At 61.2% G+C, this 23,325-nt stretch carries 21 protein-coding genes; 3 read left to right on the top strand and 18 right to left on the bottom strand.

Going from position 1 to position 23,325, the window contains the following annotated elements; genetic code table 11:
* Window positions 1-12: 12 nt before the first annotated feature.
* The 11 genes from CSQ85_RS03555 to CSQ85_RS03600 all read right to left on the bottom strand — a co-directional run bounded on the left by CSQ85_RS03555 (window position 13) and on the right by CSQ85_RS03600 (window position 13,476).
* Window positions 13-1,368 (bottom strand): acetylornithine transaminase, encoded by a 1,356-nt coding sequence (locus CSQ85_RS03555; protein WP_150382872.1) that lies wholly within the window; start codon window positions 1,366-1,368, stop codon window positions 13-15.
* Window positions 1,358-2,314 (bottom strand): acetylglutamate kinase, encoded by a 957-nt coding sequence (gene argB, locus CSQ85_RS03560; protein WP_150382873.1) that lies wholly within the window; start codon window positions 2,312-2,314, stop codon window positions 1,358-1,360. Before argB ends, CSQ85_RS03555 begins: the two co-directional genes overlap by 11 nt.
* Before the next feature lie 4 nt (window positions 2,315-2,318).
* The gene (argJ, locus tag CSQ85_RS03565; RefSeq protein ID WP_150382874.1) at window positions 2,319-3,491 is read right to left on the bottom strand and encodes a bifunctional glutamate N-acetyltransferase/amino-acid acetyltransferase ArgJ; all 1,173 of its coding nucleotides are present in this window, start codon (window positions 3,489-3,491) and stop codon (window positions 2,319-2,321) included.
* The gene (gene argC, locus CSQ85_RS03570; protein ID WP_150382875.1) at window positions 3,488-4,582 is read right to left on the bottom strand and encodes an N-acetyl-gamma-glutamyl-phosphate reductase; all 1,095 of its coding nucleotides are present in this window, start codon (window positions 4,580-4,582) and stop codon (window positions 3,488-3,490) included. Before argC ends, argJ begins: the two co-directional genes overlap by 4 nt.
* Window positions 4,583-4,681: 99 nt before the next feature.
* Window positions 4,682-5,455 carry a chromosomal replication initiator protein DnaA gene (locus tag CSQ85_RS03575; RefSeq protein WP_150382876.1) on the bottom strand — a complete coding sequence of 258 codons (774 nt, stop codon included), beginning with the start codon at window positions 5,453-5,455 and terminating at the stop codon, window positions 4,682-4,684.
* A 165-nt stretch (window positions 5,456-5,620) separates the two neighbouring features.
* On the bottom strand, window positions 5,621-8,230 hold the full coding sequence (gene pheT, locus CSQ85_RS03580; RefSeq protein WP_150382877.1) for a phenylalanine--tRNA ligase subunit beta: 2,610 nt from the start codon (window positions 8,228-8,230) through the stop codon (window positions 5,621-5,623).
* Window positions 8,231-8,236: 6 nt separating this feature from the next.
* Window positions 8,237-9,328: a phenylalanine--tRNA ligase subunit alpha gene (gene pheS / locus CSQ85_RS03585; protein WP_107041055.1), complete on the bottom strand. Its 1,092-nt coding sequence runs from the start codon at window positions 9,326-9,328 to the stop codon at window positions 8,237-8,239.
* A 140-nt stretch (window positions 9,329-9,468) separates the two neighbouring features.
* A complete protein-coding gene (locus tag CSQ85_RS03590) occupies window positions 9,469-10,401 on the bottom strand; it encodes a TrmH family RNA methyltransferase (protein ID WP_150382878.1) in 933 nt (310 codons plus the stop codon).
* 22 nt (window positions 10,402-10,423) lie between these two features.
* Window positions 10,424-12,127 (bottom strand): DUF2326 domain-containing protein, encoded by a 1,704-nt coding sequence (locus tag CSQ85_RS03595; protein WP_150382879.1) that lies wholly within the window; start codon window positions 12,125-12,127, stop codon window positions 10,424-10,426.
* A complete protein-coding gene (locus CSQ85_RS13615; RefSeq protein WP_395956287.1) occupies window positions 12,120-12,356 on the bottom strand; it encodes an ABC-three component system middle component 7 in 237 nt (78 codons plus the stop codon). The genes CSQ85_RS03595 and CSQ85_RS13615 overlap by 8 nt, the downstream gene beginning before the upstream one ends.
* On the bottom strand, window positions 12,328-13,476 hold the full coding sequence (locus CSQ85_RS03600; RefSeq protein ID WP_150382880.1) for an ABC-three component system protein: 1,149 nt from the start codon (window positions 13,474-13,476) through the stop codon (window positions 12,328-12,330). Before CSQ85_RS03600 ends, CSQ85_RS13615 begins: the two co-directional genes overlap by 29 nt.
* 240 nt (window positions 13,477-13,716) lie before the next feature.
* Here CSQ85_RS03600 and CSQ85_RS03605 point away from each other — a divergent pair, with 240 nt between their 5' ends.
* Genes CSQ85_RS03605 through CSQ85_RS03615 form a run of 3 tightly spaced genes read left to right on the top strand, consistent with a single transcriptional unit; the run spans window position 13,717 to window position 15,534 of the window.
* The gene (locus tag CSQ85_RS03605) at window positions 13,717-14,220 is read left to right on the top strand and encodes an RNA-binding protein (protein WP_150382881.1); all 504 of its coding nucleotides are present in this window, start codon (window positions 13,717-13,719) and stop codon (window positions 14,218-14,220) included.
* Window positions 14,217-14,771, top strand: a complete 555-nt coding sequence (locus CSQ85_RS03610; protein WP_150382882.1) for a hypothetical protein — start codon at window positions 14,217-14,219, stop codon at window positions 14,769-14,771. The genes CSQ85_RS03605 and CSQ85_RS03610 overlap by 4 nt, the downstream gene beginning before the upstream one ends.
* Window positions 14,674-15,534, top strand: a complete 861-nt coding sequence (locus tag CSQ85_RS03615; RefSeq protein WP_223846814.1) for a DUF4417 domain-containing protein — start codon at window positions 14,674-14,676, stop codon at window positions 15,532-15,534. The genes CSQ85_RS03610 and CSQ85_RS03615 overlap by 98 nt, the downstream gene beginning before the upstream one ends.
* Window positions 15,535-15,601: 67 nt before the next feature.
* Here CSQ85_RS03615 and CSQ85_RS03620 read toward each other — a convergent pair whose 3' ends face one another.
* From CSQ85_RS03620 to CSQ85_RS03650, 7 genes are all read right to left on the bottom strand, one after another.
* Window positions 15,602-18,757, bottom strand: coding sequence for a type I restriction endonuclease subunit R (locus CSQ85_RS03620; RefSeq protein ID WP_150382883.1), 3,156 nt, complete (start codon window positions 18,755-18,757; stop codon window positions 15,602-15,604).
* A gap of 3 nt (window positions 18,758-18,760) precedes the next feature.
* A complete protein-coding gene (locus CSQ85_RS03625; protein WP_150382884.1) occupies window positions 18,761-19,996 on the bottom strand; it encodes a restriction endonuclease subunit S in 1,236 nt (411 codons plus the stop codon).
* A gap of 122 nt (window positions 19,997-20,118) precedes the next feature.
* A complete protein-coding gene (locus CSQ85_RS03630) occupies window positions 20,119-20,523 on the bottom strand; it encodes a nucleotidyltransferase family protein (protein ID WP_150382885.1) in 405 nt (134 codons plus the stop codon).
* A gap of 45 nt (window positions 20,524-20,568) precedes the next feature.
* Window positions 20,569-22,146, bottom strand: coding sequence for a type I restriction-modification system subunit M (locus CSQ85_RS03635; protein WP_150382886.1), 1,578 nt, complete (start codon window positions 22,144-22,146; stop codon window positions 20,569-20,571).
* Window positions 22,147-22,341: 195 nt separating this feature from the next.
* Window positions 22,342-22,476, bottom strand: a complete 135-nt coding sequence (rhuM, locus tag CSQ85_RS13350; RefSeq protein ID WP_223846834.1) for a RhuM family protein — start codon at window positions 22,474-22,476, stop codon at window positions 22,342-22,344.
* 74 nt (window positions 22,477-22,550) lie between these two features.
* Entirely contained in the window at window positions 22,551-22,841 is a 291-nt protein-coding gene (locus CSQ85_RS03645; protein WP_150382887.1) for a type II toxin-antitoxin system RelE/ParE family toxin, read from the bottom strand.
* Window positions 22,842-22,843: 2 nt separating this feature from the next.
* Window positions 22,844-23,143, bottom strand: coding sequence for a type II toxin-antitoxin system RelB/DinJ family antitoxin (locus CSQ85_RS03650; protein WP_107041042.1), 300 nt, complete (start codon window positions 23,141-23,143; stop codon window positions 22,844-22,846).
* Between the last annotated feature and the right edge of the window lie 182 nt (window positions 23,144-23,325).

Below are 23,325 nucleotides of genomic sequence, written 5' to 3' on the forward strand. Positions count from 1 at the left end.
GGCCGCCGGCCGTCAGTCGTTGGGAAGGTCCGTCGGAACGGCCTTGAGGATGGCGAGTGCATCGTCCACGTCCTTGGCGGAGACGATGAGCGGCGGGGCGAAACGCAGGGCGTCGGCGCGCACGGCGTTGACGATGAGCCCGTGCTCGAGGCACCAGTTCATCACGGCGTGGGCGCACGGGTGCGACAGTTCGACCGCGTCCAGGAGGCCCCGGCCGCGCACGGAGACGTACAGCGGGTTGCCGGTGGCCATGAGCCCCTCGCGCAGCTGGCGTCCACGCTCCTCGGCGTTGGCGACGAGCCCGTCCTGTTCGATCACGGAGAGGGTGGCGAGGGCCGCGGCCGCGCCCAGGGGGTTGCCGGCGAAGGTGGAGCCGTGCGATCCGGGGGTGAACAGCGCGGAGAGCTTGGAGCCGAAGGCGATCATGCCGCCCATCGGGAAGCCGCCGGCCACGCCCTTGGCGAAGGTGACGATGTCCGGGGTGATGCCGCCGGAGAGATCCTCGCGCTGGAACGCGAACCACGAGCCGGTGCGGCCGATGCCGGTCTGCACCTCGTCGATGATGAGCAGCGCGTGGTGGATGTCGCACATCTGACGCACCTGCTTGACATAGTCGGCGCCCAAGGGCTTGACGCCCGCCTCGCCTTGGATGAGCTCCATGATGACGGCCGCGACCGGACCCTTGCCGTAGTGGCCGACGCCGGTCTCGGCGAACGCCTCGTAGAGGGCGAAGGGATCGCCGGCGCGCACGAACTGGACGCTCGGCACGAGCGGCTCGAACGGCTTGCGGATGGCGGGCTTCCACGTCGCGGACAGCGCGCCGAGCGTACGGCCGTGGAAGCCGTTGGTCAGGGCGATGATGCGCGCGGGCTTGCCGCCCATCGCGGGCGCGGCGCCCGGCAGCGTGCGGCCGTAGAGCTTGGCGAGCTTCAGGGCCGCCTCGTTGCCCTCGGCGCCGGAGTTGCCGAAGTAGACGTGTGAGCCCTCGGGGGCGCCGGCGAGCTTGACGAGCTTGGCGGCGAGCTCGATCTGCGGTTCGGTGGCGAAGTAGTTGCTGGTGTGGGCGACCTTCGCGGCCTGCTCGCTGACGGCCTTGACCCACTTGGGGTGCGCGTAGCCGAGCGAGTTGACGGCGATGCCGGCGAGGAAGTCGAGGTATTCGTTGCCGTCGACGTCCCAGATGCGCGTGCCCTCGCCGTGGTCCATCACGCGCAGCGGCGTGCCGAACACGTTCATGTGGACCTGGGAGTACTCCCCCAGCCACTTGGAATCCTTCGGGCCGAGCGTCTCGCCACCGGCGGGGACGGTGACGCCCGGGACGGCCGCGGCGCCGGCCGCGGCAGTGGTGTTGCTGACGTCAGTAGACATAGGAGCTCCTCATCTCGATGCCGTCCTCGGGCACGACCATGGTGCCGATGCCGGCGGAAGTGAATATCTCGTTCAGGATGGAATGCGGCTTGCGGCCGTCGATGATGTGCGCCTGCGGCACGCCGCCGTCGATGGCGCGCACGCACGCCTCCATCTTCGGGCGCATGCCGGATTCGAGGTCGGGCAGCATGTCGCGCAGGTTCTCCACGCCGATGCGTCCGATCAGGGAGTTGCGGTCGGGCCAGTCGGCGTACAGGCCGTCGACGTCAGTCAGGATCACGAGCTTGCGCGCGCCGACGGCGGCGGCGAGCGCGGCGGCCGCGGAGTCGGCGTTCACGTTGAGCACTTCGGTGGCGTCGTCCTCGTTCGGGGCGACCGACGAGACGACCGGGATGCGGCCCGCGTTGACGAGGTCCTCGACGGCGGACGCATCGACGGACACCACGTCGCCGACGAGTCCGATGTCGGTGGCCTTGCCGTCGATGACGGGCTTGCGCTGCATGGCGGAGAACAGGCCGCCGTCCTCGCCGGACAGGCCGACGGCGAACGGGCCGTGCGCGTTGATGAGGCCGACGAGCTCACGCGAGACCTTGCCGGTCAGGACCATGCGCACCACGTCCATCGCCTCCGGGGTCGTGACCCTGAGACCCCCTTTGAACTCGGACTTGATGCCGAGCGCCTTCAACATGTGCGAGATCTGCGGTCCGCCGCCATGCACGACGATCGGGTGCAGTCCCACCTGACGCAGGAACACCATGTCCTCGGCGAAGCACTGCTTCAGGTGCTCGTCGACCATCGCGTTGCCGCCGTACTTGACGACGATGCGCTGCCCGGCGAACTCCTCGAGCCACGGGAGCGCCTCGATGAGCACCTCCGCCTTCTGGTCGGCGCGCAGATCGGTGTGCACGTCGAAATGGAATCCAGGTCCCTTGAGTTCTGTTGCCATTGACTCAGCTTTCGTAGTCGGCGTTGATGTGGACGTATTCATGGGTGAGGTCGTCGGTCCACACGGTGGCCTCGGCGTCGCCGGCGTTCAGGTCGATGTCGATGTGGACCTCGCGCGGGGTCATGTCGACCTCGCTGCGGTCGCGCCCGGCGCCGCCGTGCTCGCAGATGCGCACGCCGTTGACGTCGACGGTCACCTTCTCGGAGTCGTACGGGGCGATTTCGGGCGGGACGGTGCCGAGCGAGGAGACGATGCGGCCCCAGTTGGGGTCGTTGCCGCTGATCGCGCACTTGAGCAGGTTGGAGGCGGCGACCGCGCGGCCGCAGGCGAGGGCGGCGTCCTCGCTGGTGGCGCCGGTCACGGTGATGCGGATGTCGTGGCTCGCGCCCTCGCCGTCGCCGATGATCTGGCGGGCGAGCGAGGCGCAGGCGTCCTTGACGAGCCTGTTGAACTCGTCCTTGTCCGGTTCGACGCCGGAGGCGCCGGAGGCGAGCAGCAGGACCGTGTCGTTGGTGGACATGCAGCCGTCCACGTCGATGCGGTTGAACGAGTGCTCGGCGGCGACCGTCAGCGCGGCCTGCAGCTGGCCGGCGGTGACGACCGCGTCGGTGGTGATGACGCACAGCATGGTGGCCAGCTGCGGGGCGATCATGCCCGAGCCCTTGACCATGCCGCCGATCCTCCAGCCGTTGGAGCCGGTCAGTTCGACGGTCTTCGGCTTGGTGTCGGTGGTCATGATGGCGTGGGACGCGTCCGCGCCGGCCTCGGGGGTGGCGGCGAGCGTCTTGTAGGCGCCCTCGGCCCCGGCGAGCACGTTGTCGAGCGGCAGCAGCTCGCCGATGAGTCCGGTGGAGCATACGGCCACGTCCTCGGGCTTGACGCCGACGAGGGCGGCGACCTTCTCCGCGGTGGCCTTGGACTGCGCGTAGCCGGCCTCGCCGGTGCACGCGTTGGCGCCGCCGGAGTTGAGGATCACGGCCTTGACGCGGCCGTCCGCGACCTGCCTGCGCGACCACTGCACGGGCGCGGCGCAGAAGCGGTTCGACGTGAACACGCCTGCAGCCGCGTCCAGCGGCCCGTTGTTGACGACGAGGGCGAGATCCTTCTTGCCTTCGACGGACGAAATGCCCGCCGCGACTCCGGCGGCGGAGAACCCTTGCGCGAATGTGACGCTCACGGTGCGACTCCGATCTTGGTCAGGCCCTGGTCCTCGGGCAGCCCCAGGGCGATGTTCAGTGACTGGACCGCCTGTCCGGCGGTTCCACGGTTGAGGTTGTCGATGGCGGCGAACGCGATGATGCGACCGGCATGACGGTCGGTGACGACCTGCAGGTGCGCGGCGTTCGAGCCGATGATGTTGCCGGTGGCGGGCAGCGAGCCTTCGGGCAGCAGGACCATGAAGTCCTGCCCCTCGTAGGCGTGTTCCCACACCGCGCGGATCTCGGCGTCGCCCATCGCGGCGGCCTTGTCGGTCATCGGGGCCGAGACGACGGCGAGGATGCCGCGCGACATCGGGGCGAGGACCGGGGTGAAGCCGAGGGTGAACTCGGCCGCGGCCGAAGCGGGCTTGCCGGCCGCGTGCGCGAGGTTCTGCAGGATCTCGGGGATGTGGCGGTGCGTGCCGCCCACGCCGTACGGCAGGGCGGAGCCGAGCGCCTCGGCGGCGAGCAGGTTGGTGCGCTTCAGGTTCTTGCCGGCGCCGGAGTAGCCGACGACAAGGTCGGCGACGAGGCCCTTGGGCTCGACGAGGCCTTCGGCGACGCCCGGCTGGATGGCCAGGGTGGTGGCGGTCACGTTGCAGCCCGGCCCGGCGATGCGCTTGACGCCCGACAGGTTCCCACGCTGGCGGGTGTAGCCGCCGTGGCCGTCATGGCCGGTGATGAGCTCGGGCATGCCGTAGGTCCAGTGCTCGTAGAAGTCGCCGCCGTAGAATTCGTCCCACGCGTCCTTCTCCTCGAGACGGTGGTCGGCGCCGAGGTCGACGACGACCGCGTCCGGGTCGAGCTGCGCGGCGAGCCTGCCGGAGGCGCCGTGCGGCAGCGCGAGGATGATCACGTCGTGGCCGTTCAGCACCTCGGGGGTGGTGTCCTCGACGGTCAGGTCGGCCAGCTGCGGGATGTGCGGCATATGCTTGCCGAGCTTGTCACCCACCGAGGAATGGCCGGCGACGCACGTCACCTCGAAATCCGGGTGGGCCGCCAGAATCCGCAGCGCCTCACCGCCTGCATAGCCCGTGGCACCCGCCACGGCCACCGTATACTTCGCCATATTCACGTCCTTATTCAACAAGACAACAAGCACGAGTATACGACTTATGCGGACTATTGCATAATTATGCAGTCCGGTGTTTCACAGTGTGATTCGTTGTCATGCGGACATCGAATCGCCGGAGGTGCCGGAACCTCCGCTGCCGGAGCCGTTGAGACCGTACATGTTGAGGACCTGGGCGTACAGGTCGTCCATGCTGATGCCGTGCATCCACATCCACACCTGCACGCCGGTGGTGATCAGGTTGATGACGACCGCGGCGATCGCGAACCCACGGCCCTTCATGTGGAAGGTGCGGGTGCGCCACATGGACGCGCAGCCCATGATCGCCGGCAGCAGCGGCACGGAGAAGATCAGCGCGAACACGAACGCGATGATCGCGTAGGGGTCCCAGCGCCCGTAAAGCGGGTTCTGGTTCGGGTCGTTGACGTCGACGCCGTAGATGTAGCGCGGCGTGTGGCCGTCGGCGGGACGGTTGGGATTGCCGTTGACACCGTTGGCATTGGCGCCGGTCGGCTGGGCGTACGGGTTCTGATTGCCGGCGGGGTTGCCTGCGGGGTTGTACGGCTGGCCCTGCGCCCCCGGGTATCCGCCCGGATAGTACTGCTGGCCGCCCTGCGGATTGCCCTGAACACCTTGGGCTCCCTGCGCTCCCGCTCCCTGCGCGGCGTCGCCGTTCGCGTCCTTGGGATCGGGGTCGGGCGCGCCGTAGAGGTACGGGTTGTAGTTCGGGCCGAACTGGCTGCGCATCGCGCCGTAGTCGAGGTTCGCGTACTGGCCGTACTGCGGCTGATCCGACGCCGGTTCCGGGGCGGCCGCGTTCACCCCGTTCGGCTCGGTGGGGTTGTTCGGCTGCTGTTCGGGTGCGGTCATCGGGTTCCTTTCCTACAGGGGTTCGTCCCCAGCTTACGCGACAGGGGGCGTCTTTCGACGCCCCCTGGTCACGGATCACGCTGAGCGCGGAGCATGCGCGGTCACTGTGTGACGCACGTCACGCGACATCACGCGATGTCATGCGCCATGCGACGTCGCGCGGACTCACGCACGCAGCTGCGCGCCGATCGTGGCGGCCTTGTCGACGATGGCCTTGCGGATCGCCTCGCTGTCCTCGGCGGACAGCGTCTTGTCGGGCGAGCGGAAGACCACGGCGAACGCCAGCGACTTCTTGCCCTCGCCGAGGGCGTCGCCGGTGAACACGTCGAACAGCTCGATCGACTCGAGGTTCGCGCCGGCGGCCTCGCGGATCACGCCCTCGAGACGGGCGGCGGTCACCGTGTCGTCGACGGTGAAGGCGAGGTCCTGCTTGACGGGCGGGAACGTGGAGATCGGCTTGGCCTGCACCGGCTTGCCGTCCAGCGTGGAGAACAGCGCGGTGAGGTTGAGCTCGAACGCGGCGGAGTGCTCGGGGAAGCCGAGCTCCTCGTTGACGTGCGGGTGCAGCTCGCCGACGAAGCCGACGAACAGGTCGCCGACCTTGACGTTGGCGAAGCGTCCCGGATGCCACTGGGCGGGCACGTCCTCGCCGGCCGGCTGGTCGAGCGCGATCGCGGCGCCGAGACGATCGGCGATGCGGCGCACGGCCTCGACGGCGTCGGACCAGTCGACCGGACGCCTGCCGCCCAGCCAGCCGGAATCCTCGGCCAGACCGGTCAGGATGCCGGCGACATGGTCGGGCTGGTCCGGCAGACCGGCGTCGAGCGCGGCGAGCTGCTCGTCGGTCGGCTTCACGCCGCCGGGCAGGGCCGGGATGGCCGGCGCGTCCGGGTTCCACAGGTAGACGTGGCCGAGCTCGTAGAGCGAGACGTTCTCGATGCCGCGGCGGATGTTGCGCTGCACGGTGCCGGCGAGGGTCGGCAGGATGTGGCGGCGCAGGAACGGACGGTCGCCGTACAGCGGGTTGGCGATCTCGACGCTGACCTTCTTGGTGGCCTCCGCGTCGTAGCCGAACGCCTTGTAGTCGGCGTCGCCCACGAACGGGTAGCTCAGCGCCTCCACCATGCCGTATTCGGCGAGCTCGTCGGCCACGCGACGGCGACGCAGCTGGTCCGGGGTGAGCCCCACAAGGCCCTCGACCGGCGCCGGCGGCACGGTCACGGGGATCTCGTCGTAGCCGACGAGACGCGCGACCTCCTCGACCAGATCGCACGGCTCGTTCAAGTCCGGGCGCCAGGTCGGCGGGGTGACGACGAACTCGCCGTTGCCGCCACCGGCCACCTTGCAGCCGATGTCGGTGAGGATGTCGGAGATCTCGTTGACCGGGGTGTCGAGGCCGGCGACGCGACGGACCTCGGAGGCCTTGAAGTGGATGGCCTTGCGGTGCGCCGTGTTGTTCACGTCGGTCGGATGGTCGCTCGGCTCGCCGTCGCCGTACTTGACCAGCAGGTCGGCGGCCATCTGCGCGGCGGCCGGCTGCAGCTCGTAGTCAACGCCGCGCTCGAAACGGCGGGACGCCTCGGACGGGATCTTGTGGCGGCGGGCGGAACGGGCGATCGTCACCTGATCGAAGTGCGCGGCCTCGAGCAGGATGTTCTTCGTCTCGGCCGTGACCTCGCCGTACAGGCCGCCCATCACACCGGCCAGGCCGATGATGCGGGAGGCGCGCTCGCCGTTCGGCGAATCGGTGATGAGCAGGTCCTCGACGCTCAGCTCGTGCTCCTTGCCGTCGAGGGTGGTGAGCTTCTCGCCCTCCTTGGCGCGGCGCACGACGATCGGCGCCTCGAGCTTGTCGAGGTCGTAGGCGTGCATCGGCTGGCCGAGGTCGAGCATCACGTAGTTGGTGACGTCGACGGCCAGGGAGATGGAGCGCATGCCGGCGCGGATCAGGCGGCGGCGCATCCAGTTGGGCGTGCGGGAGGTCGGGTCGAAGCCGCGGATGACGCGCGCGTAGTAGCGGTCGCAGCCGGGCACGCCATGGATCGGGTTGTCGTCCTCGATCTCGACCTGGATGTCCGGCACGGTGCCGGAGGCCTCGCCGGCCGGCTCGGGGACCTTCGCGTTGAGCTCGACGACCGGATCGGTGTACGCGGCGCCGGTGGAGTGGTGGTATTCGCGCGCCACGCCACGGTAGGAGAGCGTGTAGCCGCGGTCCGGGGTGATGTTGATCTCCAGCAGCGGCTGGTCGAGATGTAGCAGGTGCATCGCGTCGTCGCCGGGCTTCAGGGCCTCGTACTCCTCGGTGGTGAAGCCGTAGTGGCGCAGCAGGATGATGCCGTTGTGGTCGTCGCCCAGCCCCAGCTCGCGCTCGGAGGCGCACATGCCGTTGGAGATGTGGCCGTAGGTCTTGCGCGGCTCGATCCTGAAATCGCCCGGCAGGACGGCGCCCGGCAGGGTCACGACGACCTTCTCGCCGGCGGCCATGTTCGGCGCGCCGCAGATGATGCCGCGCGGCACCTTGTTGCCGTTCTCGTCGGTCTCGTTGTATTCGGGGCCAACGTCGACATGGCACCAGTTGATGACCTTGCCGTTCTTCTGCGGTTCGGGCGTGGCGTCGACGACGTAGCCGACGACGATCGGGCCGGTGACCTGCGAGGCGTGGATCTGCTCCTCCTCGAGGCCGACCTTGACCAGGTCCTTGGCCAGCTGCTCGTAGGTGAGGTCGGACGGAACCTCGACGTGCTCCTTGAGCCAATCGATATCAACCATGGGCATTGGCGATCACTCCCCCATCACAAACTGTTCGGCGAAACGCACGTCACCCTCGACGAGGTCGTGCATGTCATTGATGTCGGAACGCAGCAGGAGCGTGCGCTCCATGCCCACGCCGAACGCGAAGCCGGTGTACTCGTTCGGGTCCAGGCCCGCGGACTTGAGGACGTTCGGGTTGACCATGCCGCAGCCGCCCCATTCGAGCCAGCCCGGGCCGCCCTTCTTGTCGGGGAACCACAGGTCGAGCTCGGCGGAGGGCTCGGTGAACGGGAAGTAGCTCGGGCGAAGGCGCGTCTTGGCCTCCGGGCCGAACATGGCGACGGCGAGCTTGTCGAGCACGCCCTTCAGGTCGGCCATGGTCAGGTGCTTGTCGACGGCGAGCGCCTCGCACTGGTGGAACACCGGGGTGTGGGTGGCGTCGAGCTCGTCGGTGCGGAACACACGGCCCGGGGAGGCGATGTACAGCGGCACGCCGCGGCCGATCAGGGCGCGCACCTGATCGGAGGAGGTCTGCGTGCGCACGACCATGTTGCTTCCGACGAATCCGGCGGCGTCCTTGGCCTGGTTGCCCTTGACGTAGAAGGTGTCCTGCATCTGGCGGGCCGGGTGGTCCGGGCCGAAGTTCAGGGCGTCGAAGTTGTACCATTCGGCCTCCACCTCGGGGCCGGAGGAGATCTGCCAGCCCATCGAGATGAAGAAGTCCTCGACGTCCTCCATGAGCTTGGCGAGCGGGTGACGTGCGCCGAGCGGCTTGCGGTTCACGGGCAGCGTCATGTCGACGGTCTCGGCGGCGAGCGCGGCCTTCTCCGCGGCCTCCTTGAGCTCGGCCTCCTTGGGACCGAAAGCGCGGCCGAAGTCGGCGCGCAGCTTGCCCATGAGCTTGCCGGCTTCCTTCTTCTGATCCTTGGGCAGCGATCCGATCGCCTTGCTGGCGAGGGTCATCGCCGACTCGGCGCCGGCGTATTCGGTTCTGATGGCTTTCAATTCCTCCAGCGTGGAGGCGTTCTGGATTTTGGCGATGCCTTCGGCGACCGCATCGGTCACCGCTTGCGCATCGAATAGCGCTTCTGCCACGAGCACCCTTTCCTTCTGTTGCTTCATTGACGTGAAAACACGTGGGAAACCGCGCGAAAACACGCGTTTCCCCAAGCTTTGTCCAACATCACATTGTCACTATACGACTCGACATGGGGCCGCCCGCTCATCAGGCGGTCGACAGGCAGTCGACAGGCAGTCGGCGATCAGCGGTCGGCCATCGCCAGGCTCATGAGCATCACCGCGGCGGAGGTACCGAGGTTCAGCGATTCGGCCTTGCCGTACAGCGGAATCGAGACGATGCGGTCCATGCACGCGAGGATCTCCGGCGGCAGTCCGCGCGCCTCGTTGCCGAAGAGCACGGCCTCGCCGGGACGTGCGGCTTCGGCCTTCGCGACGACGTCGGTGCCGGCCGCGCCCGCGGTGCCGGTCACGTCCGCGCGTTCGGTACGTTCCGCAAGCAGCGTCGGCAGCGACTCGGGTCGACGATCGGGCGTGCCGTACACGTCGGCCGCGACGGTTGTGAGATCGTGTTCGGCGCAGTACGCGAGGAAGCCTTCGACGTCCATCTCGAGGACCGGGATGTGGAACAGCGATCCAGCGGTGGAGCGCACGACCTTGGGGTTCAACGGGTCGACGCATTCGTCGACGAACACGACCGCGTCGCATCCGGCTGCGTCGGCCGCGCGGATCACGGTGCCTGCGTTGCCCGGATCACGCACCTGCCAGAACGCGGCGATGCGCGGCGTGCGCTCCCCCGCGGCCGGCAGCGCCACCGACTCGGGTTCGGCGTGCATCGCCCGCATGTTGCCCACGGCGAGGATGCCCTGCGCGTCCTTGCTGATCCGCTCGATCACCTCGCGCGTGGCCCGGTGCACGTAGATGGTGGCGTCCTGCGAGGTCTCGACGATCCTCGCGAGCGTGTCCGAGGCGTATCGGACGTGGCCCAGCGCGTCGTCGACGGCGACATACAGGTCCTGGACCACGTCCGGACGCCAGGTGACGGCCTCGCGCACCGACTGCGGCCCCTCGATGAGGAACCTGCCGGAGCGTTCGCGCCCCTTGGCGCGCGCGAGGTCGGCGACGCGGCGCACACGGTCGGACTTCGGGTTATCGAGCAAAGCTTGGTTGATCGGCATGGCCACCAGACTACCGTTACTCCTACCGCGGCGCATCCGCGGTCACGATTCCCCCCTGCTCTTCGATCCTGTTCCATCTTCTGCCATAGAGCGCCCGCCCGTCAGCGTTCAAAGAGACGACAGTATGAGCATCGATGATTCGCCGTGTCTTCTCGGAATACGACCCACGCTTGTCGAAGGCGATGAACACCTGCTTGCCCATCGCGTCCGTTTTCGCATACATCTCCATGATGGACTCGATCGGCTCGTCTCCGATGTTCTTCAGCAACGTTGAATCATGAATAAGTATTGGAAGATCGGTACGTTCCAGAATGGCCAAATCAAGAAGAACCACATCCTTCGCACGGGTGCCGGCACCGGTGTCCCGCTCGGTGCCGAACGTATACGACTGCTTCCCGTTCCGAGTCTCCGATATGCACAGCTCGGGCGGATTGTTCCCCGTATCGACGGCATCATTCAGCTGTTTCAACGCAGTGTTGATCGTGCCGGTCATTCGGCCAATGAGTTTCGGCCGTTGTATCTGCAGTTCCGCGGATGCCTCCTGCATCGCCGCTTTCAGTGTCTCGGTCTTGTCCCAGGAGCCGATTTGCGCCTGCAACCGGTGGATGGTCCCATTCAGCTCTCCCGCCTTGTCCCACTCCTCCGTACTCAACGTTCCGGTCTGTCCCATATCGGCAAGTTCGGTTCTCAAGTGGTTGATCTGATTGTCGATGGAGCCGATCATCAGCCGGTACTGTTCCTTCTGTGCGGAGAGCTCATCACTGAGGATTCCGGTCAGTTTGTGGTGAAATGCCTCTATCTCCTCGATTCTGCCGATGTCCGCATTCGGGAAAAACCGAAGCAAAGCTTCGATCTGCCGGACGTCGACATCATGTCGAGTGATTCTTCCCCTGTCGATGATGCCGATTTTGGCGGTCAGTAGATCCCGCTTCTGCAGCAGTTCGTTGATTTCCGCTTTGAGTTCATTATTGCGTTCCGAGGCGGCAATGCCTTCTTTGAACAGCTTCTGGTCGGCCGCCAGTTTAAGGTCGTTGAGTTCTCGTTCGGCCGCCTCCAGCTGTGCTTGTGCGTTTCTGCGATCCCGTTTGCTCCTCAATGAGATGTAATCGGAAAGACCCAGCTTTGCTGCTCCGTGCATCACATCGTATCGCTTCCGGGCATCCGAGACCGCCGTCTCCAGTTGCTTGATGGGCTGGAAGACGCCGAACATCTTCTCAAGCGTTCTCACAGCTTGAGCATCCGGCGTATGCATCGAGGCGTTCAATGGTTTCGCATAGTCGATCTCATGCGACGTACTCACACGGGCAAAAGTCGCTGCTGCCTCCCTCCAGGTCAGGTCCGGGTCCTGGAATCCGGATTCCTCCTTCAGCGTCCTGCAGAAATCCTCAGCGGTCATGGATCCGGTAAGCAACGAATACATGCCATCCGAGTATTCCCTGACCAGATTCGGCTGAGCGGTGTCTCTGGAGAAATACCGCGTCCCCGAGGCGAACTCATGAGCGAAGAAGATCTCATGGTCGCCCACGGCGTAATCCTTCACAGCATCCGATTTACCGAACGTCTTGCCTCCGAAGGCGTAATCGACGATCATCAGCAACGTCGATTTGCCGATGGAGTTCTCTGCCTGTTCGCCGCCGAGCACCACGTTCAGCCCATCGTGGAACTGGATGTGCCGGTCAACACCGACATGAGCGGCGAATCGGCTCGAATAGATCTCCTTAAGCACGATGGATCACCTCCTTGGTCTCGTCAAGCTTCACCGCTCCGATTGCGAACAAGACGGTCAACGCGTCAATGACGGCCTCGGGGCTTTTAATTCCGGAAAGACACCGCAAACACAAGTCGATGACGCTGATCCCTTCTTTCGGTATCAGCGAAAAAACCGGCACGAGATCAGCCAACGTCGACTCGGCGAAGGGTACAAGCTTACTGGGCAGGAGCACGGAACACCTCACATATCTGAACAAAATACGAAACGAGAATTGAAGCGGTGCGCGACCGCGAATGAGTGCGATCGGCTATCCAATCGGAAAGTTGGTCGAAAATCTCGGCTTGGCTCAATCCCTGACCCTCATACTTCAGATATTTGGCATGCATCTGTGACAGCAGCTCATTGAACGACAATCTATGGGTTTCCTCCAGCATTTTCATTCGTGCGGCGATGAATGGATAATACGAGCTGACTGAATCGGTTATCTCGCGACAGAGCTCGCCGTCTTCAGAGACCTTATCACGTATCGGTACGGGATTGCGCATCTGGATTTGCTGATGAGACGTGTCTTCAAAACCCAGTTCTCTGATATCATCCAATAATTGCGCAAGTTCCTTCTCCAAGTTCAACGGAGTCAATAAACCTTCGAGATCCCTCTGCTTGGAAACGGCTTTCTTCTCGCTTCGCACTCGTTCGATGTCGCTCTTGCGTGGGTGATGCTTGTATTTCGCCGCGCAGGTCGGACACATCACCACAAAATCGTCAAGACCATATGAGGATACGTCCGAATCAATGGGAAGAATCTCGTATACGGGTATACCGTTCCCACGTTTATCCGTTATCAGGGAGGCGCCGCATTCTGTGCAGAGACCGGCACACTGCATGAGCAGGGCGTCCTTGTTATTCGCGATGCCTCTCGCGTAGGCAATCCTGGCAGCTACGGATTCCGGGGACATTTTTTGACCGGCTTTTCGGGAAATCACGCTCAATGCGATTTTCGCGCATCGCTCACCCAACTCGTTAAGATTCACCGTTATCCCATATTCGGTGAGATTATCCACGATTCTCTGTTTAGCCATAGGTTCCGCGCCATCAATTTGGCTTATGAACTGTCCAAGATCCATACATTCGTATATGGCATTGGCCAACTTCTTTGTGAATGAACCGTCACTTGAAGACATCTTACGGAGAGTTTCCTGTGACGCCTGGGCTGGATCCACAGCCGTGCCTATACGATTCTCCGGAACCTTGGTGAGCATCGAAACGACCTCAGCTACTTGTTCACCGGCAGACAGACCCTTCCCGGTAAGAGGTCGCAGCGATTTCACCAAATCACAGAATCTGACGTTCTCCTCTCTGGTCATCGCCTCTCCTCATGCAGCGCAGCACTGTCTTTATGGCGTATAGCTCCGTTGGCATCAGCCACACAGACAGCATTTTTACAATTTTTAGTTTACTAGGCGCCGCAACGCTTTCCACGGTTTTTCTCCCAGTTTCTCCCTCCTGAGTCTCCCATTTTCTCCCTGAATCCCGGTCGCCGTTTCATAACGTGGCCAGCATCGCGCACAACACGCGAATCAGCGAGCGGAAAGGAGGCGGACGCGATGGGCAGCGGAGCCAAGGGAGCGTATAGCAGCGGCGGATCGCAGCCGTACCAGCCGACCTACCACGTCGTCAAGTCGATGTTGGAACTCGACAAGAAGGCCGGCATCTACAAACCCGGCAGAGGATACTTCAAGAATCCAACCCGCACCGACCTCGAGAAGGCCGCCAAGGGCGACTCCATCATGTTCGACGGAGAGAAAGCTACTGGTACTTTCATGTACGTGCTGGATATGGACGGACACATCGTCTTTGGAGAACGGCGTAACCCGTACAACTCGAGGGGACGCTCGCCTCACCCCACGCTGATCGGCGGCAAGGATCCTGTGGTGCAGGCTGCTGGCCTCATGAATATGCAGGACGGGAAAATATTGTCTTTCGATGACCAGAGCGGTCATTTCAGACCAAGCTCCAAGTCCATGGACAAAGTGGCGACCGCACTGCGCAAACTCTACAATAAAAATCACAGTCTCTTCAGCGATGAATTCAATTGGAGGAAACAATGAGCAACGACCGCGACCTCGAGACCCCTATCAAAAACTACTTTGACGCCGATTCGGACTTAGTGCCTTATGAGGAATTACGGGCACTCGAGAAACAAGCTGCACGCCTTGTGAGCGAGTATGGCTGGGATGCCGTCAGGCAAGCGTTCTTCCGTTACGTACGGAACGAGTGCAAAACCTCAGACGACATCGCACGGGCGGCATTCCGCTACGAGGGACTTAATTGGAACAAGAAGCCGATCCCCGACCCTTACGAATTTCTCGGTTACCTCTACTACAAAGCCGGATTCAGAAAAGCCTCTCCCAAGGCAGCACACGCCCTCGACGATCTGTGCATCACCGTCCTGCCCGCATCCGGCTACCCCGAGGCGAACATCTATTACCACCCCTACTACGCCGCGGAAGCCGACCCCAAGATGATCGCCGCCGTCGAACGCTGGAGACAACGCGAAGCCAATGAAGCCGGCGAAGACAGCAACGACACCGGCACGACAAGCGATCCTCAGGAACCACACGGGATTCAAAGAACAGGAGAGACCCGTGACCTCATGTGAACTACATCAGGACGCATTCGACATCCCCGGGCTACGTAACGTTCCCGTAGATGACGGCGACCAACCACCGGCCGCACAATCACCGGCGCAACGACCTGCACGCCGCAACGCGACCATCGACGACGGCATGAACCCCGAGCTCGTCGCCGGCGCCGACTTCGACGGCGTCCTCGGTATCCCCATCATCAAGCGCCCATCAGAATTCATCATCCCCTCGGACATCATCCCGTTCAGCAAACGAAACCGGGACGCCGACACGGACCTTGCCGTGGGATTCTACGAGATGGACACCGAATTCGCCGACGTGCTCATCACCCCGGACCAGTTCATCGACGAGTTCCGCCAACGTCCGCTCATCAGTCCGGATTGTTCGCTCTACCGGGATGCGCCGCTCGCAGTTCAGATCGCGAACACCTACAAAAGCCGCGCCATCGGCTACTACTATCAATCCCACGGCATATACGTGATTCCACAGATCCGTTGGGGCAACAGCCTGACCTACACCACCGAGGCGCTACCGGAAAGATTGGCATTCCTCGGCGTGGAGAAACACAGCATCGTAGCCATCGGCACCTATGGGTGCATTCGGACTGCGGACGACAAACACGAATTCCGAGCCGGGCTCGACGCCATGATGGAAATCCTGGAGCCGGAAATCGTGCTCGTCTACGGTCCCATGCCTAAGCCGATCTTCAAACCCTACGCGCATAACACCACGTTCAAACAGTACGACGACTGGACCAGCCGCGTGAAAGACCGGTGACCGGCAACAGTTTCCGATATGGCATGCGTTCCACCCATGTCCGGAACCACCGATCCCAAGCATCACGTCACTTGGTATGAGCCGGATACCCGCTTACCAGTGGCGCGAAACGGTTATGGAAGGCCGTCAGTTCGTCCACGACCTCCTGTCGCCGCCGTTCGTACGCATTATCCCGCGCAAATCGGGACATCGGCTTCATAACAGCGCTGATGGCAGTACCCTCATCCGGTACATGTCCAGCGGCGAATGCCTCGGCCATGAACGCGCGCGTGGTCTCTGGCTTGAGTCGTTGTTCGACAATGATTTCTTCGAGTTGACCTTCCATCGCTTTGACAACATAGTCATGCCACGCGTTCGTGACGAACTCGCGACGCCGGTCTTCCGGCACGTTGCCGATGTCGATGACGGGCGGATACTGGTCGAATCCGACGAGCAGGAGAAACTGTTCGATGAGCTCGGCCTTGTCGCGCAACTGCGGTGAGGATGCGACGGCGCTGCGGATCTTCTCCGCAGTCTCCTTATCCTTGACGTTATCACCGTGATACTGCTCGACGAGCATGAGAATGTAGTCGATATTGATCTCCACCTGTCTCACGAGCTCCATTTCGAAGACGAGGTCGTCTCCGATGCCCGCAAGCTCTGCCTTGCCACGTCTGCGGTATTTGTCCGCGAGGTCGAGGTAATGACTCTGATAGTTCTGCAGTTCACGCTCACCGATCGGGTCATCAGCGGCGAAGTCGTCGAAGCAGGAGAGGATATTGCGCAAGCGTAGCAGCGTGCCGAATGTTTTGACGAATTCCTTTTCCCTTTCCTCCCCCAACATGGAGAAGTTGCCGTCAATGGGGAAATCGGCACGGAGTCGATCCAGTGTCTCCATGTATTGGGAAAGATATGCTTCGTACGGTTTGAGCAGGACGATGCCTCCGGCATCCGGATCGCCGAACAGGGCAAGCGCCTCATCCACCTTCGTGGACAGGTCGCGGAAACAGACAATGTTGCCGAAGGTTTTGACCGAGTTGAGGATGCGGTTGGTGCGGCTGAATGCCTGGATGAGACCGTGTAGCTTGAGGTTCTTGTCCACCCACAGGGTATTGAGGGTCTTTGCGTCGAAGCCGGTGAGGAACATGTCGACCACGATGAGCAGGTCGAGTTCACGGTCCTTCATACGACGTGAGATGTCCTTGTAGTAGTTGTCGAAGCCCTTGGCATCGGTGCCGCAGTTCATGGCGAACATGGCGTTGTAGTCGGCGATGGCATGGTCGAGGAATTCGCGGTCGGTTGCGCTCATGCCGGCGGTATCCATCGGCTCGTCGGCGAGCATGCCCTGCGCGTCGCCGGCTTGGTCGTCGCTGTTGGGCGCGTAAGTGAAGATGGTCGCGATTTTGAGGTCGCATCCCGGCCGTTCGGCGATCATCGATTTGAGCTTCGTATAGTACGCCTTCGCGGAGGGGATGGAATCGCAGGCGAGGATGGAGTTGAAACCCTTGCGATAGGAGCCTTCGTACCGGTATGCGGATTCCCGCTTGGTCTTCTGGTCGTAGTGATCGAGGATATAGGCGCACACGTTGTCGAGCCGTTGGGGATGCCGCCATGCAGTGTCGACGTCGATGCCCTCCACCTGTTCGTCCTGAATGCCGGGTTTGCGGTGGAACGTCCTGATGTAATCGACTTTGAAGGGCAACACGTTGCCGTCGTCGATGGCATTGACGACCGTGTACCTGTGCAGGCAATCACCGAACGACTGCGCCGTGGTCTTGAGTTCCGGGTCGCCGCCGGAGCGCGCGTTCTTCGCGAAAATGGGCGTGCCGGTGAAGCCGAAGATGTGGTAGTTGCGGAAGGCGCGGGTGATGGCCTTGTGCATGCGTCCGAACTGGGAGCGGTGACATTCGTCAAAGATGAACACGGTATGTCGATTGAAGACCGCAGTGTCACTCGAGCCTTCGGTTTTCATGCTGGCGAGGTAGACGGCGAGTTTCTGGATGGTGGTCACGCAGATGCGTTTGTCTGAGGCCGTGGATTCGAGGTTATGTCTGAGCGCCGCCGTGTTGGCGGACCCGTTGACCGCGCCCGGCTGGAACTTGTTGTATTCCTTCATGGTCTGATAGTCGAGGTCTTTGCGGTCCACGACGAACAGTACCTTGTCCACGCCATCCATGCCGGAGGCGAGTACGGCGGTCTTGAACGAGGTGAGGGTTTTGCCGGATCCGGTGGTATGCCAGACGTAGCCGCCTGCTTCGGGCGTGCCGAGCCGTCGCCGGTCGTTTTCGGAGATGAGGATGCGGTTAAGGACCTTCTCGGTGGCGCAGATCTGGTAGGGGCGCATGACGAGCAGGTTGTCGTCCACATCGAGCACGCAGTAATGGGTAAGGATCATGAGCAATGTGCCGCGTGAAAGAAAAGAGGCAGCGAACGGCGAGAGATCCATGATGCGTTTGTTGCGGGCATCTGTCCACCAACTGGTGAACTGGTAGGAAGCGCTGGTCTTATTGCCGATGACGACGCCTTCGTTGCGGGTCTTTTGCCAACGCGTGGTGTTGGAATAGTATTTGGTACGCGTGCCGTTGGAGATGATGAAGATCTGCACGTATTCATACAGGCCGCTTCCGGACCAGAAGCTTTCGCGCTGGTAGCGTTCGATCTGGTTGAACGCCTGTCTGATGTCGACGCCGCGGCGTTTCAACTCAATGTGGACGAGCGGCAGCCCGTTGACGAGGATAGTCACGTCATATCGGTTGTCATGCATGCCTTCGCCCGTCTCATACTGGTTGAGCACCTGCAGGTGGTTGCGGTGGATGTGGTGGCGGTCGAGCAGCATGATGTTGCGCAACGTGCCGTCCGCGCACGTGTAGTCGATGACTGGCGAATGCTGGATGCGCCTCGTCTTCTCGACGATGCCATCAGACTTGTTGGCGATGTGCGTGCGATAGAAATCGCTCCAGTCCTCATCGGTGAAAGTGAATCCATTGAGCATTTCGATGCGATGCCGCAGGTTGACGACGAGGCCTGCTTCGTCGTGGACGCTGAGCCGCTCGTAGCCTTGGGAGACGAGTTGTGCGATAAGCGCGGATTCGAGCTGCGCCTCCGACTGGTAGGACGCCGCATCGGAGGGCATGACCGGCACCTCGGCGCACACCGTGGATTCGGGACCTTCCAACAGGATGGAGTAGGTCTTTGCCAACGTGGTGTCGATCGGTTCGGTCGCGATAGTGTCGTTCACGATCATGCGTTATTCCTTCTTCGGAAAATCGAGCAGTCGGTCACGATAATACTCGTACTGCCGGCGACGGGCTTCGATTTCGGCGGGCAGGCCGTCAGTCAGCGACATGGTGAGCGCGTCGAACCTGTCGAGGATATCGACAATGCGCTGCTGCTCGGCGAGCGAGGGAACAGGGACTTCAAATTGTGCAATACGTTCGGCAGACAGGCGCGTCATCTTGGCTTCGGTGGCATACCTCTTTTTGAATTTCGCAAACCTATGCGTTTGGAATAGATACGAAATATACCTCGGATTCTGCTGATGATGGAAGATAGCACAATCATCATGAACCGCCACGGGCTTATCCCCAAGCCATGCCACCGCTTTGGCGATATCGTCTGAATCCTCACCCGTGCAGGCAATCACCACATCGCCCGGTTGCGCATATCGCAGCACATCGTGCTTGTCTTCGTTGAGATATGCGACGGCCGTATCGGTCCACGTATCAAGTTTCGTATAGATGTCGGCATAATGAATGCTGGGAATGCCCAATTCACGATAATCGGATTTGGTAAACCGACGGCCTCGCATGAACGTACCAATTTCGCCAAGTTTTAGCCACGAGCACTCTCTCTCTGTGAAGTCAAGTAGCTGATCGCGATAATAGGCGTATTGCGCCTTCCGTGCCTCAAGCTCTGCCTCAAGCTCTGCCTCAAGCTCTGCCTCAAGCTTAGCAAAAGAATCCAGAATCCGCACGATTTCCTCCTGAATTTCCATAGGAGGAATAGGGACTTTCACATAAGCTAAATCTGAGGGTTTAACTTCAATTACTTTTGTTCCACGAGCAATTTTCTTTTTTTGTTTAAAGAAATCTTCAGTACCCATATAATATGCAATATATCGCGAATTAAGTTTGGTGTGATATGCACATGAATGTCCACTAATAGCAACGGAAGAAATACCTTCCCACACCAACGGCGTGCAAACATCCTTGACATTCTCACTGGTAATTGCAATGATAATGTCACCCGGCTGCGCCTTTTTCGCACGTCTATACTGTTCTTCGGAAATCAAAGACAGGACCTTGTCAGTTGCCATGCCAAATCGTGTGTAAATCTGACCATAATGAATGCATGGCTCACCTTCATCCACGAAGTCCTTCTTCTGGATTCCAGACCCGCGCGTGAACACACCGACTTCCCCCAGTGTCTTGTACTCGACCCCGTCCGGGCAGAGTCTCGCGATCATCTCATCGATTCTGCTCATGCGTCCAATCTCCTCTCCCCTTATGCCTATCGTTCAGATGCTTTGCGCATTTCTCAACACTTGCGCCCCGACATCAGTGGATCAAGTCACGTTGTGTATCATTCCCCGAAGCTTTCCCGCCATCAGCCTTCCTTTTCATCCGGAAGAATACGTAGAATCGGATTAGCCAATACATTGCGCACGAACAACGATCTAATCAGTTCGTCATACGGCTTCTTCTCCGACTGGGTGATATAACTGGCTTTCACCAGATCGACATCCCGACCGAAGACTTCACGCAACGCCTCACGGAAGTTTGCGATTCTTCGAACACGCATATCATCGTCGTTGGTTTCATAGATGAAATCGATATCGGAATCGGAATCCGCTCCACCGGTAGCCATCGAACCGAACAAATACAATTCAGTAATGCCATATTGACGCGCAAGAGGACGAGCCAACGCAGCGATCTCTGACGGCGAAGGGACCGTCCCGCGCCCTTCGGAATGAGATAATTCCGACTGGGGCATCGCCACTGCCATATCCATCACATCCTCCCATTGACGTGTGGCACCGCTTGCATAATTCACATGTCACCGCTCCAGATCCGCGACGATGATGTCGATTTGCTTGCGCAGTTCGGTCTGACGCCTGACGATGCCGGAGATGCGTGCGTTCAGTTCGGCGATATCGATCTTCTCGCGGGTGTCCTTCTTCTCCACCCACGTGCCAACGGATAAGTTCCAGTGGTTCGCGTCCGCGCCGATCTCGTCGATACCGACAAGTTTGGAGAAATACTTCTCCTCAATGCGGTCGATGACGGTTTCGGCGATTTTCGCGATGTGCTCGGGCATGAGCTTGTTCTTGTTGCCGACATGTCCGAACTGTTCGGAAGCGTCGATGAACAGAACCTTGTCGTCGGTCTTGTGCTTGCTGAGCACGATGACGCAGGTGGCGATCGTCACACCGAAGAACAGGTTGGCCGGCAGCTGGATGACCGCATCCACGACGTTCGACTCAATCAGATACTTCCTGATCTTCTCCTCCGCCTTTCCCCGGTACAGCACACCGGGGAATTCGACGATGGCGGCAGTGCCGTCCGCCGACAGCCATGAGAGCATATGCATCGTGAAGGCAAGATCGGCATAGCCCTTCGGCGCGAGCACACCGGCGGGCGCGAAACGCGGGTCGTTGATGAGCGTCGGATCATCGTCCCCCACCCATTTGACCGAATACGGCGGATTGGAGACGATCGCGTCGAACGGCTGATCATCCCAATGCCTCGGGTTCAGCAACGTGTCGCCGCGTGCGATGTTGAACTTGGAGAAGTTCACATGATGCAGGAACATGTTGATGCGCGCAAGATTATATGTGGTCGGGTTGATCTCCTGACCGTAGTATCCCTTACGCACGCCCTTGTCACCCAACAGTTTGGCGAATTTCAGCAGCAGCGATCCGGAACCGCACGCAGGATCGTACACTTTGTTCACACTGTCACGTCCACCGACCACGATGCGAGCCAGCAGTTCGGACACCTCCTGCGGGGTGAAGAACTCGCCTCCGGATTTGCCAGCAGAACTCGCGTACATGTTCATCAGGTACTCATAGGCGTCGCCGAACAGGTCGATGCTCGCTCCGCGTACGCTGCCGAAGTCGAGGTCTCGGATACCTTCGATGATCTTCGCGAGTCTGGCGTTACGTTCCGCAAGATCGGCGCCGAGCTTATTGCTCGTCACGTCCACATCATCGAACAGACCTTTGAAATCATCCTCCGAAGCCGTACCGATGCTGGAGCCCTCAATCGAGTCGAAGATGCCCTTGACGTGAATATTGAGTTCAGGGTCATCGGCCGGACGTTTTGCCACGTTGACGAACAGCTGCGAAGGCAGGATAAAGTAGCCCTTCTCCTTCGTAACGCTTTCACGCGCCATCTCGGCATCCTCGTCAGACAGCTCGGCATAGGAGAACGACTCATCGCCGGCTTCATGCTCTCCGGCGTCTATGTATTCCGCAACGTCTTCGGAGATGAACCGGTAGAACAGAAAGCAGAGGATGTACGCCTTGAAGTCCCAACCATCCACCGCGCCACGCACGTCGTCGGCGATTCCCCAGATCGCCTTGTGCAGTTCGACGCGCTGAGTTTGTGAAATCAGACCTTCGTCAGCTGTCATCGTTCTCCTTCCGACATATATACGTCCCGTCCATCAGCCGGAACACCCAGTCATCGACTACGCACGAGTCTAACGGTCGTTCCGACCTAGCGTACGGCCATGCATCCCCACGTATCGCGCACTGTCGAATGCACGTTTCAGATTGTCTCCAACATCCGATCCACCAGATCAATCATGATGTTCTTCTCACCGGGGTCACTCAACGCGATTAGCAGCGTGATAGCGTCCAGGTCGTTGTTGGCGATGACCGGTCGCCCAACGACGGAACTGCACGCCGCGATAGGACTTCACCCGGTATCCGACCGATATGATGACGTCGAGACCGCAAATGCAATGGCCTTATCTGAATTGGCAATGTGCATTTTGGGCACATTGCCCTAGTCTCGGCATTCGCCGGCGCACCGTCAGCCGAAGAGGTCGTCGTGGGAGCCGGTGCGCTGGAAGATGGCGAGGTCGTCGGTGGTGCACCAGATGAGCAGCCAGTCGCCGGCGTTGGCAACATGACATTCGTTGGAACCCTTCCACTCGCCGGACAGCGTGTGCATGTTGTGGCGACGTTTCAGTTCCTCGATGGATTCGACGGTGTCGTCGAGGATGAGTCTGACTACCTCGCGTAGAGGAGCGGCATCGACCCGCTTCTTCTTCAGACGCTTAACATCTCTGTTGAACCGAGGTGTGTATTCAGGTTCCAGCATGGTCAGATTCCCAGACTCGCGAACATGTCATCGGCCGTTTTGAAATCGTGGGTCCTGCCGTTTTTGATGATCTCCTCGGTCTCGCGGATGGCCTCGCGGCTCTCCTCGTTCGGTTTCTCCGATTCGAAGGTCAGCGGGATGCTGCGGGTTCGGGCCATCTGCGTCCAGAAGGCGCGCGTGGCGGAGGCGAGGGTGAGGCCGTACTCCTCGGCCACCTCCGAAGCCTGGGCGATGATCCGCTTATCGGCCCTGATGGCCTTGGACTCCGTCGTCTTGACGGGAGCTGCCGTCGTCGTTGTCATGACGAACCTCCTTATTGATATCCACCCACCCACACGATGTGCACATTTGTGGCATATTGTACCACACCAGCACGCACCAAAAGAGTCGTCTTACGCGGACGGAACAGGCAACGCCGAATCCGGGAAACCACCAAGGACAACCTCAGAACCCATGCCACATATGCAGATATTCTTTTTTGAAT

The organism is Bifidobacterium rousetti (genome assembly GCF_008698235.1).
Classification (GTDB): domain Bacteria; phylum Actinomycetota; class Actinomycetes; order Actinomycetales; family Bifidobacteriaceae; genus Bifidobacterium; species Bifidobacterium rousetti.

Excerpts from the sequence above, each read along its gene's own strand:
- CSQ85_RS03635 (WP_150382886.1), bottom strand. The coding sequence starts at position 22,146 with ATGACAGCTGACGAAGGTCTGATTTCACAAACTCAGCGCGTCGAACTG.
- CSQ85_RS03610 (WP_150382882.1), top strand. The coding sequence starts at position 14,217 with ATGAGCAACGACCGCGACCTCGAGACCCCTATCAAAAACTACTTTGAC.
- CSQ85_RS03650 (WP_107041042.1), bottom strand. The coding sequence starts at position 23,143 with ATGACAACGACGACGGCAGCTCCCGTCAAGACGACGGAGTCCAAGGCC.
- CSQ85_RS03575 (WP_150382876.1), bottom strand. The coding sequence starts at position 5,455 with ATGACCGCACCCGAACAGCAGCCGAACAACCCCACCGAGCCGAACGGG.
- argB (WP_150382873.1), bottom strand. The coding sequence starts at position 2,314 with ATGGCAACAGAACTCAAGGGACCTGGATTCCATTTCGACGTGCACACC.
- argC (WP_150382875.1), bottom strand. The coding sequence starts at position 4,582 with ATGGCGAAGTATACGGTGGCCGTGGCGGGTGCCACGGGCTATGCAGGC.
- CSQ85_RS03615 (WP_223846814.1), top strand. The coding sequence starts at position 14,674 with ATGAAGCCGGCGAAGACAGCAACGACACCGGCACGACAAGCGATCCTC.
- CSQ85_RS03630 (WP_150382885.1), bottom strand. The coding sequence starts at position 20,523 with ATGGATATGGCAGTGGCGATGCCCCAGTCGGAATTATCTCATTCCGAA.
- pheS (WP_107041055.1), bottom strand. The coding sequence starts at position 9,328 with ATGAAGCAACAGAAGGAAAGGGTGCTCGTGGCAGAAGCGCTATTCGAT.
- CSQ85_RS03625 (WP_150382884.1), bottom strand. The coding sequence starts at position 19,996 with ATGAGCAGAATCGATGAGATGATCGCGAGACTCTGCCCGGACGGGGTC.
- CSQ85_RS03555 (WP_150382872.1), bottom strand. The coding sequence starts at position 1,368 with ATGTCTACTGACGTCAGCAACACCACTGCCGCGGCCGGCGCCGCGGCC.
- pheT (WP_150382877.1), bottom strand. The coding sequence starts at position 8,230 with ATGCCCATGGTTGATATCGATTGGCTCAAGGAGCACGTCGAGGTTCCG.
- CSQ85_RS03605 (WP_150382881.1), top strand. The coding sequence starts at position 13,717 with ATGGGCAGCGGAGCCAAGGGAGCGTATAGCAGCGGCGGATCGCAGCCG.
- CSQ85_RS03590 (WP_150382878.1), bottom strand. The coding sequence starts at position 10,401 with ATGCCGATCAACCAAGCTTTGCTCGATAACCCGAAGTCCGACCGTGTG.
- CSQ85_RS03620 (WP_150382883.1), bottom strand. The coding sequence starts at position 18,757 with ATGATCGTGAACGACACTATCGCGACCGAACCGATCGACACCACGTTG.
- CSQ85_RS03645 (WP_150382887.1), bottom strand. The coding sequence starts at position 22,841 with ATGCTGGAACCTGAATACACACCTCGGTTCAACAGAGATGTTAAGCGT.
- CSQ85_RS03600 (WP_150382880.1), bottom strand. The coding sequence starts at position 13,476 with ATGACCAGAGAGGAGAACGTCAGATTCTGTGATTTGGTGAAATCGCTG.